The organism is Streptomyces griseus subsp. griseus, assembly GCF_000720255.1.
GTDB lineage: Bacteria > Actinomycetota > Actinomycetes > Streptomycetales > Streptomycetaceae > Streptomyces > Streptomyces griseus_I.
In genome coordinates this window covers 1-13,652 of record NZ_JOJE01000046.1, presented here as the reverse complement: position 1 = coordinate 13,652, position 13,652 = coordinate 1, and the positions used below count along the sequence as shown (strand labels likewise).

The 13,652-nt window shown below is 69.2% G+C and carries 5 protein-coding genes, 1 tRNA gene and 1 rRNA gene; 1 reads left to right on the top strand and 6 read right to left on the bottom strand.

Translation table 11 applies throughout. The features are described from left to right. Positions 1 to 23: 23 nt before the first annotated feature. The 3 genes from IG99_RS37185 to IG99_RS37175 form a co-directional block, all read right to left on the bottom strand. On the bottom strand, positions 24 to 2,819 hold the full coding sequence (locus IG99_RS37185) for a DNA translocase FtsK (RefSeq protein ID WP_107056122.1): 2,796 nt from the start codon (positions 2,817 to 2,819) through the stop codon (positions 24 to 26). A 124-nt stretch (positions 2,820 to 2,943) separates the two neighbouring features. Next, complete coding sequence (locus tag IG99_RS37180) at positions 2,944 to 3,624, bottom strand: response regulator (protein ID WP_037682251.1); 681 nt, start codon at positions 3,622 to 3,624, stop codon at positions 2,944 to 2,946. 340 nt (positions 3,625 to 3,964) lie between these two features. Then, the gene (locus tag IG99_RS37175) at positions 3,965 to 9,445 is read right to left on the bottom strand and encodes a HAMP domain-containing protein (protein ID WP_107056120.1); all 5,481 of its coding nucleotides are present in this window, start codon (positions 9,443 to 9,445) and stop codon (positions 3,965 to 3,967) included. A 387-nt stretch (positions 9,446 to 9,832) separates the two neighbouring features. Here IG99_RS37175 and IG99_RS37170 point away from each other — a divergent pair, with 387 nt between their 5' ends. Next, on the top strand, positions 9,833 to 12,583 hold the full coding sequence (locus tag IG99_RS37170) for a SpoIIE family protein phosphatase (RefSeq protein ID WP_037682248.1): 2,751 nt from the start codon (positions 9,833 to 9,835) through the stop codon (positions 12,581 to 12,583). A gap of 46 nt (positions 12,584 to 12,629) precedes the next feature. On the opposite strand, the gene IG99_RS37165 is transcribed toward IG99_RS37170, so the two are convergent. From IG99_RS37165 to rrf, 3 genes are all read right to left on the bottom strand, one after another. Beyond that, positions 12,630 to 12,705: transfer RNA gene (locus tag IG99_RS37165), tRNA-Thr, on the bottom strand. A gap of 74 nt (positions 12,706 to 12,779) precedes the next feature. Next, entirely contained in the window at positions 12,780 to 13,442 is a 663-nt protein-coding gene (locus tag IG99_RS37160) for a DegT/DnrJ/EryC1/StrS family aminotransferase (RefSeq protein ID WP_037682246.1), read from the bottom strand. A gap of 114 nt (positions 13,443 to 13,556) precedes the next feature. After that, a 5S ribosomal RNA gene (gene rrf / locus IG99_RS44505) occupies positions 13,557 to 13,652 on the bottom strand; the annotation flags it as partial.

The following is a 13,652-nucleotide window of genomic DNA, read 5'->3' as shown; positions in this document are numbered from 1 at the left end:
GACCGTCGCGCTCCCGTTTTCCCTTACCCTTCGGCCTCCCCGCGGATCACCGCGAGCACACCATCCAGGTCGTCAGGCTTCACGAGAACGTCACGAGCCTTGGATCCCTCGCTGGGGCCGACGACCCCCCGCGACTCCATGAGGTCCATCAGCCGGCCCGCCTTCGCGAACCCGACGCGCAGCTTGCGCTGGAGCATCGAGGTGGACCCGAACTGCGTCGAGACCACCAACTCGGCCGCCTGGCACAGCAGGTCGAGGTCGTCGCCGATGTCCTCGTCTATTTCCTTCTTCTGCTTGGTGCCCACGGTGACGTCGTCCCGGAAGACGGGCGCCATCTGGTCCTTGCAGTGCTGGACGACCGCCGCGACCTCCTCCTCGGTCACGAACGCGCCCTGCATACGGGTGGGCTTGTTGGCCCCCATCGGCAGGAACAGCCCGTCGCCCTTGCCGATCAGCTTCTCGGCGCCGGGCTGGTCGAGGATGACGCGGGAGTCGGCGAGGGAGGAGGTGGCGAAGGCGAGCCGCGAGGGCACGTTCGCCTTGATCAGACCGGTGACCACGTCGACGGACGGCCGCTGTGTGGCGAGCACCAGGTGGATGCCGGCCGCGCGCGCGAGCTGCGTGATGCGCACGATGGCGTCCTCGACGTCCCGCGGCGCCACCATCATCAGGTCGGCGAGCTCGTCGACGATGACCAGCAGGTACGGGTACGGCTGGAGCTCACGCTCACTGCCCTCGGGCGGCTTGACCTTGCCCTCGCGCACGGCACGGTTGAAGTCGTCGATGTGCCGGTAGCCGTACGCCGCCAGGTCGTCGTACCGGAGGTCCATCTCCCGTACGACCCACTGGAGCGCCTCGGCGGCCCGCTTGGGGTTGGTGATGATCGGTGTGATCAGGTGCGGGATGCCCTCGTAGGCGGTCAGCTCGACGCGCTTGGGGTCGACGAGGATCATGCGGACGTCCTCGGGGGTCGCCCGCATCATGACCGAGGTGATCAGGCAATTGATGCAGGACGACTTGCCGGATCCGGTGGCACCGGCGACCAGCATGTGGGGCATCTTCGCCAGCGAGTGCATGACGTAGCCGCCCTCGACGTCCTTGCCGAACGCGACGAGCATCGGGTCGTCGTCCTCCGCGGACTCCGCGAGGCGCAGCACGTCACCGAGGTTGACCATCTCCCGGTCGGTGTTCGGGATCTCGATGCCGACCGCCGACTTGCCGGGGATCGGGCTGATGATCCGTACGTCCGGGCTGGCGACGGCGTAGGCGATGTTCTTCGTCAGCGCGGTGATCCGCTCGACCTTCACGGCGGGGCCGAGCTCGACCTCGTAGCGCGTGACCGTCGGCCCGCGGGTGAAGCCGGTGACGGCGGCGTCCACCTTGAACTCGGTGAAGACGGTGGTGAGCGAGGCGACTATGGCGTCGTTGGCGGCGCTGCGCGACTTGCCGGGGCCCCCGCGCGTGAGGAGGTCAAGGACAGGCAGTGAGTAGGTGATGTCGCCGGAGAGCTGGAGCTGCTCGGCACGCGGCGGCAGGTCGCGCTCCTGCGGGGGCGGCGCCTTGGTGAGGTCGGGGACCTCTCCGGAGCTGAGCTTCTCCTGCCTGGACCTCGGCTTGTCCTGCTGAGGCCCGTCCTGCTGGGGCTTCTCCTGCCGGGGGCGCGCGGCCGGGGCCGGGACGGGCGTCGGCGTGGTGTCCTCGCGGTCTCCCACGCTGACGCCCTGGGTGAGGTCGGCGACGACCGGCGAGGGCGGCATGCCGTGCAGGACGGCGCCGTCGAGCGCGGCAGCGGCCGCCGCGGCGACGTCCACGGCGTCCATCGGCCGCCCCATGTCGGGCTGCGGCACGGCGGAGCGTCGAGGCCGGCCGCGGCGCTGCGAGAGGGCCTCCTGCTCGGCGTTGTCGGGGTCGTAGGCCTGGGGGGCGCTCGAGCGCCGGCGGGAGCGCGCGGGCAGCGCCTCGCGCCACTGGTCGTCGTAGCGCTCGTCGTCCGCGGAGTACTCGGGGTACTCCGGGTACGCGTCCTCCGCCGGGTCGTGCAGGATGCCCAGCTTCACGCCGAGCAGCCGCAGCCGCTGCGGGACGGCGTTGACCGGGGTGGCCGTGACGACCAGCAGCCCGAAGATCGTCAGCAGCACCAGCAGCGGTACGGCGAGGACCTCGCCCATGGTGTACGTCAGCGGGGTCGCCGCACCCCAGCCGATGAGGCCGCCGGCGTCCCTTATGGCCTGCATGCCGTCGCTGCGGGCGGGCGCGCCGCAGGCGATGTGGACCTGGCCGAGCACGCCGATGACGAGCGCGGACAGGCCGATCACGATGCGGCCGTTGGCCTCGGGCTGCTCGGGATGCCTGATGAACCGGACGGCGATGACCGCGAGCAGTATCGGCACCAGCAGGTCCAGACGCCCGAAGGAGCCGGTCACCAGGATCTCGACGAGGTCACCGACGGGCCCGCGCAGATCGGCCCAGGTCCCCGCGGCGACGATCAGCGCCATGGCCAGCAGCAGCAGCGCGACGCCGTCCTTGCGGTGGGCCGGGTCGAGGTTCTTCGCACCGGCCCCTATGCCGCGGAACACCGCGCCGACGGCGTGGGCGAGCCCGAGCCACAGGGCGCGCACCAGGCGGTACACGCCCCCGGTGGGGCTGGGAGCCGGCGGGGGCACGGGCTTCTTGGCCGCGGCTTTCCGGGCGGGCGCCTTCTTCGCCGGAGCCTTCTTCGCCGGGGCCCTTTTCGCAGCGGCCTTCTTCGTCGGAGCCTTCGCCGGAGCGGCTGCCTTCTTGGCTGGCTGCTTCTTGGCTGCGGAGGGACGTGAGGCCATGGGTGTGAGATTACCGGTGAAGAGGACAGCGGACACGTGTGCCCGCTGCTTCACCCGTTCGTGTCGCCCCGATCGGGGCGTGAAACTGACGCGCGCTCATCCGCAACAGCGTGCGCGGCATGCGTCAGTTCTGTGACGGCACCGACGCGCTGCCGCCCGTGCCCGGCTCCAGGGCGTCCAGCGCCCGGCGCAGCCCGGTCAGTTTGCGCTCCAGATGGGCCGCCGTGGCCACCGCCGCCGCGTCCGCCGACTCGTCGTCGAGCTGCTTGGAGAGCGCCTCGGCCTGCTCCTCGACGGCCGCGAGCCGCGCCGAGAGCTCGGCGAGCAGTCCCGCGGGCTCCTTGGCACCGTCGGCCGCCTTGCCGCCATTGCCCTCCAACTGCAGCCGCAACAGCGCCGCCTGCTCACGCAGCTGACAGTTCTTCATGTACAGCTCGACGAACACGGAGACCTTGGCCCGCAGCACCCACGGGTCGAACGGCTTGGAGATGTAGTCGACCGCACCCGCCGCGTACCCCCGGAAGGTGTGATGGGGGCCGTGGTTGATGGCGGTGAGGAAGATGATCGGGATGTCCCGCGTCCGCTCCCGCCGCTTGATGTGAGCCGCCGTCTCGAAGCCGTCCATTCCCGGCATCTGCACATCCAGCAGAATGACCGCGAAGTCGTCGGTCAGCAGTGCTTTGAGTGCCTCTTCCCCGGACGATGCCCGTACCAGCGTCTGATCGAGCGCAGAGAGGATCGCCTCCAGCGCCAGCAGATTCTCCGGCCGGTCATCGACCAGGAGGATCTTGGCCTTCTGCACCATGGCCCGCCCTCCTCGCCCCGGCATGGGGCCTCCCCTGTCCGCAGGACTTGGGGTGACACCGCCCGGTGCCGCCCCAGGGGACGACTCCCTTGCGCCGCCCGTCCTCGTGCCGGTCATCGTAGCCGCACCCCGCCCGTCGCCACACCCTGTCACCGTGATGTCACTGTGCACGTAGCAGAAACGTAGCGGGAGACCAGAAGGTTCCCCGAACCCCGTGTCTCTACACGGCTTCCACCACACTCAGTCAGCAACTTCACCAGCAACTCGTCGCGCACCCCGAGGGTTCCCGCCACATCGGCACCAACCCTGAACGAAGCCTCGACAAGTCCCGCCGCTTCGGTCACTCGACCCTCATCCACTGCTCCATCACCGCGAGCAGGTGATCGGGGTCGACCGGCTTCGTCACATAGTCGGAGGCACCGGACTCGATCGCCTTCTCCCGGTCGCCCTTCATCGCCTTCGCGGTGAGGGCGATGATCGGCAGCCCGGAGAACTGCGGCATCCGACGGATCGCCGTGGTCGTCGCGTACCCGTCCATCTCGGGCATCATGATGTCCATCAGCACGACCGCCACGTCGTCGTGCTGCTCCAGCACCTCGATCCCCTCACGGCCGTTCTCGGCGTACAGCACCGACAGACCGTGCTGCTCCAGGACGCTGGTCAGCGCGAACACGTTACGGATGTCGTCGTCGACGATCAGCACCTTCTCGCCGCCGAACCGGATCCCGGGGTGCGCCTGCGGCGCCGGCTCATGCTCGGCGACCGACCACGGCTGCTGCTCCGGCTGTGCGGGCCGGTGCTGAGCGCTGCTCGGCAGCGACCTGCGTCGGCGCCGGAACAGCGCGGCCGGGCCGTTCTGCGTCTCCCGGTACGACTTCACCTCGGCCGGCGTCTCGATGTCCGCGTCCGACAGCTCGGTCAGATCGGCCGCCCGCCTCTCCGCCGCCGCCACCAGCTCCCCCGGCGCCAGGGCCGACACGAGCTGCTGGTAGCCCTGCGGGGGCAGTTCGCTCGGGTGCAGCGGCAGGTACAGCGTGAACGTCGAACCGCGCCCCGGCTCGCTCTGCGCGTAAATCTCACCACCGAGCAGCTGCGCGATCTCCCGCGAGATGGACAACCCGAGGCCCGTACCGCCGTACTTGCGGCTGGTGGTGCCGTCGGCCTGCTTGAACGCCTCGAAGATCACCCGCATCTTGCTGGCCGCGATGCCGATACCGGTGTCGGTCACCGAGAACGCGATCAGCGGCGCGTCCGCCTCCGTGAGCGAGCCGGCCTCCAGGAGCTGCTCCCGGATGCCGACGGGCACGTCCGACCCCGACGGCCGGATGACCAGCTCCACCGATCCGGAGTCGGTGAACTTCACCGCGTTCGACAAGAGGTTGCGCAGCACCTGGAGCAGCCGCTGCTCATCGGTGTGCAGCGTGGCCGGCAGCTCCGGCGACACCCGCACGGACAGGTCCAGGCCCTTCTCCGCGGTCAGCGGCCGGAAGGTGGCCTCCACGTAGTCCACGAGCTGCACCAGCGCGATACGCGTCGGGGAGACGTCCATCTTGCCCGCCTCGACCTTCGACAGGTCGAGGATGTCGTTGATCAGCTGCAGCAGGTCGGACCCGGCGCCGTGGATGGTCTCGGCGAACTCGACCTGCTTCGGCGAGAGATTGCCCTCGGCGTTGTCGGCGAGCAGCTTGGCCAGGATCAGCAGCGAGTTCAGCGGTGTCCGCAGCTCGTGCGACATGTTCGCCAGGAACTCGCTCTTGTAGCGCATCGACACCGCGAGCTGTTCGGCGCGCTCCTCCAGGACCTGCCGCGCCTCCTCGATCTCGGTGTTCTTCACCTCGATGTCGCGGTTCTGCTGGGCCAGCAGCTCGGCCTTCTCCTCCAGCTCCGCGTTGGACGCCTGGAGGGCCTTCTGCCGCTGTTCCAACTCCGCCGACCGCTCACGCAGCTGCTCGGTCAGCTCCTGAGACTGCTTCAGCAGCTGCTCCGTCTTGGTGTTGACGGAGATCGTGTTGACGCTGGTCGCGATCATCTCGGCGATCTGGTTGAGGAAGTCCTTCTGGATCTGCGTGAACGGCGTGAACGACGCCAGCTCGATCACCCCGAGCACACTGCCCTCGAACAGCACCGGCAACACGATCACCTGCGCGGGCGGCGCCTCGCCGAGCCCCGAGGAGATCCTCAGATAACCGCTCGGCGCGTTCTCCACCAGGATCGTGCGCTTCTCCTCCGCGGCCGTCCCCACCAGCGCCTCACCCGGCCGGAACGACGTCGGCATCGACCCCATCGAATAGCCGTACGAGCCCAGCATCCGCAGCTCGTAGGGGTCCCCGGCGGTGTCGTCGGCCGACGACACCGCCACGAAGAACGCGCCGTGCTGCGCCGAGACCACCGGCGTCAGCTCGCTCATGATCAGCGAGGCCACGTCCTCCAGGTCCCGGCGGCCCTGCATCAGCGCGGAGATACGGGCCAGGTTGCCCTTGAGCCAGTCCTGCTCCTTGTTGGCGATCGTGGTGTCACGCAGGTTGGCGATCATCTTGTTGATGTAGTCCTGGAGCTCCTGGATCTCCCCGGACGCGTCCACGTCGATCTTCAGGTTCAGGTCACCACGGGTCACCGCGGTCGCCACGCGCGCGATGGCACGCACCTGCCGGGTCAGGTTCCCGGCCATCTCGTTCACCGACTCCGTCAGGTCGCGCCAGGTGCCGTCGACGTCACGCACGCGTGCCTGACCGCCGAGCTGCCCCTCCGTGCCCACCTCGCGGGCGACCCGGGTGACCTCCTCGGCGAAGCTCGACAGCTGGTCGACCATCGTGTTGATGGTCGTCTTCAACTCGAGGATCTCCCCGCGCGCGTCGATGTCGATCTTCTTCGTCAGGTCACCCTTGGCGATGGCCGTCGTGACCATGGCGATGTTGCGCACCTGGCCCGTCAGGTTGGACGCCATCTGGTTCACCGACTCGGTGAGGTCCTTCCACGTACCGGCCACACCGGGTACGTGCGCCTGACCGCCGAGGATCCCGTCCGTGCCCACCTCACGGGCCACCTTGGTGACCTGGTCGGCGAACGAACTCAGCGTCTTCACCATCGTGTTGAACGTGTCGGCGAGCTGCGCGACCTCACCGCGCGCCTCGATCGTCACCGTCCGCGTCAGGTCACCGTTGGCGACCGCGGCGGCAACCTGGGAGATGTTGCGCACCTGGACGGTCAGGTTCTTGGCCATCAGGTTGACGTTGTCGCTGAGGTCCTTCCAGATGCCCGTGACACCCGGCACGTGCGCCTGACCGCCCAGGATGCCCTCGGTGCCCACCTCACGGGCCACCCGGGTCACCTGCTCGGCGAACGACGACAGCTGGTCCACCATCGTGTTGACGGTGGTGACGAGTTCGAGGATCTCGCCCTTGGCGTCGACGGTGATCTTCTTCGACAGGTCGCCCTTGGCGACCGCGGTCGTGACCTCGGCGATGTTGCGGACCTGGATGGTCAGGTTGTTCGCCATGAAGTTCACGGACTGCGTGAGGTCCTTCCAGGTGCCCGAGACACCCTGCACCTCGGCCTGACCACCGAGGATGCCCTCCGTGCCCACCTCGCGGGCCACACGCGTGACCTCCTCGGCGAACGACGACAGCTGGTCCACCATCGTGTTCAGGGTGTTCTTCAGCTCCAGGATCTCCCCGCGCGCGTCCACGGTGATCTTCTGGGACAGGTCACCGCGGGCCACCGCCGTCGCCACCTGGGCGATGTTGCGCACCTGGCCGGTCAGGTTGGACGCCATGCCGTTCACGGAGTCGGTCAGGTCGCGCCACACACCGGCCACACCGGGCACTTGCGCCTGGCCGCCCAGCCGGCCCTCCGTACCCACCTCACGGGCGACCCGGGTCACCTGGTCGGCGAAGGCGGACAGCTGGTCGACCATCGTGTTGATCGTGTTCTTCAGCTCGAGGATCTCGCCGCGCGCGTCGACGTCGATCTTCTGCGACAGGTCACCCCGCGCGACCGCCGTCGTCACCTGGGCGATCTGCCGCACCTGAGAGGTGAGGTTGCCACCCATGAAGTTGACGGAGTCGGTGAGCTCCTTCCATGTGCCCGACACCCCGTCCACCCGGGCCTGACCGCCCAGCCGGCCCTCCGTGCCCACGTCACGGGCCATCCGGGTCACCTGGTCGGCGAAGCTCGACAGCTGGTCCACCATCGTGTTCACGGTGTTCTTCAGCTGGAGCATCTCGCCGGAGACGTCGACGGTCACCTTCTGCGACAGGTCACCGTTGGCCACCGCGGTCGTCACCTGCGCGATGTTCCTCACCTGTCCGGTGAGGTTGCGGAACGCGGTGTTGACGGAGTCGGTGAGGTCCTTCCACGTACCGGCCGCCCCGGACACCTGCGCCTGACCGCCCAGCTCACCCTCGACACCGATCTCCCGCGCCACGCGCGTCACCTCGGCACCGAACGCGGACAGCTGGTCGACCATCCCGTTGACGGTGTTCTTCAGCTCCAGCATCTCGCCGGCCACGTCCACGGTGACCTTCTGCGACAGATCACCGTTGGCCACCGCCGTCGTCACCGCGGCGATGTCCCGCACCTGCGTGGTCAGGTTCCGGAACACGGTGTTCACCGAGTCGGTGAGGTCCTTCCAGGTCCCCGCCGCGCCCGGCACGTTCGCCTGCCCGCCCAGAGCCCCCTGGGACCCGACCTCGTTGGCCACGCGCGTGACCTCGTCCGCGAAGATCCGCAGCGTCTCGGTCATCTGGTTGATCGTGTCGGCGAGCTGTGCGACCTCACCACGCGCCGGAACGGTCACCTTCTGTGACAGGTCACCGTTGGCCACCGCGGTGGTCACCTGGGCGATGCCTCGCACCTGGGCCGTCAGGTTGCCGGCCATGGTGTTCACCGAATCGGTGAGTTCCTTCCACACACCGTCGACACCCGACACCTGCGCCTGGCCGCCCAGGATGCCCTCGGTACCCACTTCTCGGGCGACGCGCGTCACCTCGGACGAGAAAGCGGAGAGCTGGTCCACCATCGTGTTGACGGTGTTCTTCAGCTCCAGCATCTCACCGGCGACATGAACGGTCACCTTGCGTGACAGATCACCCTTGGCGACCGCCGTCGTCACCAGCGCGATGTCACGCACCTGGGCCGTGAGCCGGTCCGCCATCGTGTTGACGGAGTCCGTCAGGTCCTTCCACGAACCCGACATCCCGCGCACCTGGGCCTGACCGCCCAGCTTGCCCTCCGTACCGACCTCACTGGCCACACGCGTGACCTCGTCGGTGAACGTCGAGAGCTGATCGACGAGGTTGTTGACGGTCCGCCCGACCTTCAGGAACTCCCCGCGCAACGGATGCCCGGGCCCCTCCGGAGTGTGCGTCCGCAGCTCCATGCGCGGCGACAGATCACCTTCGGCCACCGCCGACAGCACCCGGCTGACCTCGGAAACAGGCCGCGCCAGGTCCTCCACCAGCGCGTTGGCGTTGTCGATCGCCGTCGCCCAGGCACCCTCACAGGCGCCCGTTTCAAGCCGTTCCGTGAGCTTTCCCTCACGCCCCACCATGCGCCGCACCCGCGAGAGCTCGCCCGTCAACTGCAGATTACGGTCGGCGACCTCGTTGAAGACCGCCGAGATCTCCGACATCACGCCGTCCCCGGACACCGTGAGCCGCTTGCGGAAGTTCCCGTCACGCATGGACACCAGGGCCGCCAGCAGCCGGTTCAGGGCCGCCGTGTCCACAACGGTGGTGCCACTCCGGGACGTGCGCTGCTTGCTGGGGGACTGTCCGCCTTTCGCGCGCGCCTTCGTGCTTCGCGTCGCTGCGCCAGACTCCACTGTGTCCCTCCCGCAGGGCTCGACCGTTACTGCTGTACTGGGGTAGTGCTGCTCGACGTACCGGTTGCTGGTGCTACTGCCGCGTATTCATGCCCGATGTAATCAGCCCGGGCCAAGGGGCTGCTTCCCGACATCCACAGAAGACACGCCACCTGCCCGGACCTTCACAGGAAGCTTGCCCAGTGTTTCACCCTCACCCAACCAGGCCATAACAGTTCGGCAGCTTCGCACACGGTCCGCACACCCGGGGGACGGAATCACAGGCGACCGGCATCCGCGCGGTGGGGGAAGGTAAGTAACCTTGCATGCGGCTGTCCAGCCGTGCCGGCCCGTCCGGCATGGGCGGTGGCACGAGAACGAGCGGGCATCGGAGGGGCGGCCGCACACATGACCACCGGACTGATCCCGGGGGGACAGACCCCGGAACCCAGGCCGACGAGCACGCTGCCACCGCCCCAGCGGTGCGAGCGGGCCGGCCAGGCAGCCCAGTACGTCGACAACCGGTCGAGGAGTTCTGTGATCACCGCGCGCGCGGCCGCCAGCTTCGAGCCCGTCGGGCGATCGGTCGCGACCGCCCGCTCGTTCGTCCGCGACACCCTCCAGGGGTGGGGCTTCGGCGACATCGTCGACGACGCCGTCGTCCTCACCAGCGAGCTCGTGACCAACGCGGTGGTGCACGCCGGTACACACGCCGACGTCCTGTGTCTGCGCAGCGACGACGGCGTACGCATCGAGGTCGCCGACCGGTATCCCGAGCGCGAGATCCCGCTCCAGGGCTCGCTCCTCAGCATGGGCAACCTGGACAGAGAGGGCGGGCGCGGCCTCCAGCTGTGCGCGGCCATCGCCGGCCGCTGGGGCGTCGAGTACACCCCCACCCACAAGCACGTGTGGTTCCGACTCGACCTCCCCGAACGCCCGGTGGGCACGCGCGCGGCCGGCCCGTCCCTGCCCGCCGACCTGCTCCCGCTCGCCGACAGCCGCGTCCGCGTCGCCGTCGTCCAGATCGACCGCAAGGGCGCCGTCTCCGCCTGGAACGAGGACGCCGAGGAACTCTTCGGCTACGCCGCCGACCAGGTCGTCGGCAAGCCCCTCACCGACCTCGCTGCCTGGCCGCACACCCCGGGCACCAGCACCGGCATCGCCGAGGCCCTCCAACTCTCCCGCTGGGAGGGCAGTTACGGCATTCGCGGCGCCAACGGCCGCGTGACTCCCGTGTACGCCTCCCACCTGCGCGTCCGCGACACCGGTGGCGAGCCGTCAACCGTGTGCCTCCTCGTACGTGACCACGAACGGGCTGTTCTGCAGACCCCGTTGCGCGTCCCGTCCTCCGACGCGACACCCACCTCCGACGGCCCGAACAGTGACCCCTTCGAGGTGTTCATCGGCTCCCCGGCGCCGGACGACCTCGACGGCCTCCTCCAGCGCACGGTCGAACGCGCTCGCGACATGCTCGACGGCGACTCCGCCTTCCTGCTCCTCGCGACCGACGACGAGACCGAGTTGGAGGTCCGCGCCTCCACCGGCCTGCCCTCCGCCCGCCAGCGCTTCGCCCGCGTGCCCGTCGAAGCGGGCCCCGGCCGCTACGGCTCGGCCCGTATGCCGGCCGTCCACGAGGACCTGACGGCCGTTCCGGGCGCGGTCCCCCTGCTGAACGGCACCGGCATGCGCTCGGTGGTGACGGTCCCCCTCAAGGTGGAGGGCCGCCTCACCGGCTCCCTCGGGGTGGCCGCCGAGGGCCCCGGCCGCTACTCCAACGAGGAAGCCCTGAGGCTGCAGTTCGCGGCCGACCGCATCGCCCTGGCCGTCGAGTCGGCCCGCCTGGGCGAGCTGGAACGCCTGCGCCGAGGCTCCCTGAGTTTCCTCGTCGAGGCCTCCGACCTCCTCGCCGGCACCCTGGACCGCGACCAGACCCTGGCGCTGATGGCCCAGATGACCGTCCCGACCCTGGCCACCTGGTGCGCGGTCTACACGATCGCCGACCAGGCCACCGAGCCCTACCTGTCGTACGTCCTGCACGAGGACGAGGAACTCATCGACGGCATCAAGTCGTTGCTGTCGAAGATCTCACCGCCCGACCCGGTCCCCACCCCCGGCGCCCGCGTCTGGCCGGCTCCCGCGGAGGCCGCCCACCAGGCCGCCCTGCGCACCTCCATGCGCAGCCTCGGCCTCGGCGAGCCCACGACGGTCAGCTCCGGTATCGGCCCCACGCTGGCGACCGCCTCCGCCGTGGGCGGCGAGACCGTCGTCCTCCCCCTGGTCGCCCGCAACCGCGTGATCGGCATGCTCACGCTCGGCAAGCCCACGGACGAGCACTTCCGCCAGGAGATCCTGGAACTCGCCGAGGACCTCTCCCGCCGGGCCGCCCTGGCCCTGGACAACGCCCGCCTCTACTCGGAGCGCACGGCGATCAGCCAGTCCCTCCAGCGCAGCCTCCTGCCGCCGGAGCTCCCCGAGATCGACAGCGTCGAGGTCGAGGTCATCTACCGCGCGGCCGGCGAGGGCAACGAGGTCGGCGGCGACTTCTACGACGTCTTCCCCATCCGCGACGGCGCGTACGGCTTCGCCATCGGCGACGTCTGCGGTACGGGCCCGAACGCGGCGGCGGTCACCGGCCTCGCCCGGCACGCCCTGCGCCTCCTGGCCCGCGAGGGCCTCAGCGGCCCGGCCGTCCTGGAGCGCCTGAACTCCGCGATCCTCGACGAGGGCGCCCGCAGCCGCTTCCTCACCCTCCTCTACGGCGAACTGCGCCCCCAGGAGGACGGCAGCGCCGAACTGAAGGTGGTCTGCGCCGGACATCCCCTCCCCCTCCGGCTGCGCCAGGACGGCACGGTCGAGGCGGCCGCCGAACCCCAGCCGCTCCTCGGCGTCATGGACGACCTGGAGCTCTACGAGCAGACGGTCACCCTCGACCCCGGCGACGTCCTCCTGTGCGTCACGGACGGCGTCACCGAGCGCCGTGAGGGCACCCGCATGCTGGGCGACGACGGCCTCGCCGACGTCCTCACCACCTGCACGGGCCTGACGGCGGGTGCGGTGGCGGCCCGCATCATGCGCGCCGTGGAACGCTTCGCGTCGGACGCCCCCTCCGACGACATGGCGATCCTGGCGATGCGCGTTCCGGGCCTCCACAAGGACTGACGAAGACATGAGAAAGGCCCCGCCCGAAAGGGCGAGGCCTTTTTTCTGGAGCCCCCAAACGGAATCGAACCGTTGACCTTCTCCTTACCATGGAGACGCTCTACCGACTGAGCTATAGGGGCCTGTCGCCTTTTGAGGTTTCCCTCGCGGCAACGGAATAGATCGTACCCCGAACAGACCCGTACTCCCAAACCGTTCAGAAGGCCGGCTGCAACAGCCCGCCGAGCGCGTTGCACGCGGCCACGGTCCGCTGCATGTCCCGCTTCGTCAGCAAGGCGTCCACCGGCAGCGCGAGCGTTTCGTCGGCGGCCCTCTCGGTCTCCGGCAGGGACACACACCGCCGGAATTCGGGCAAGCGATGCACGGGCGTCTTCACCGGTACCCGGCAGTCAACCCCCTTGCCCCGCACGGCCCGCGCGAACGCGTCCCGATCCGGCCGCCCGTTCCCCGGCACCCGCACGACGTACTGCTGGTAGGTGTGCCCGTCCCCACCATCGGGCGTGCGTACGCCACGCAGTTTGGCATCGAGGTACGAGGCCCGCTCCCTGCGCTGAGCGACCTCGTCGTACGGCGCCTCGGACTCCGCCTGCTCCAGCACGAGCAGCCCGTGCCGCTGCCCCACACCGTGCAGCCGCAGGATGTCGGCGGGCCGCCCGAAGCGGTGTACGGCAACCACGGCCGCCGTCCGCGGAGTTATGACCGCTTCGACAGCGGCGGGATCAAGGCAGTAGGTCACCGCGTCTATGTCGGCGAACACCGGAAGCGCCCCGGCCAGGGTCACCGCCTCGGCGACTTCCACGTTGCCGAAGGCCGGCACGACCACTTCGTCGCCGACACCTATGCCGGCGGCCCTGAGCATTGCAGCAGTACCCATGCTGTGGATGCTGGTTGCGCAACATGAACTTCAAGTAACGGAAAACAAAAAAGGGTTGGACCCGGAACCTAAGGTTCGGGGTCCAACCCTTGAATGATTGTTCGGCGGCGTCCTACTCTCCCACAGGGTCCCCCCTGCAGTACCATCGGCGCTGTGAGGCTTAGCTTCCGGGTTCGGAATGTAACCGGGCGTTTC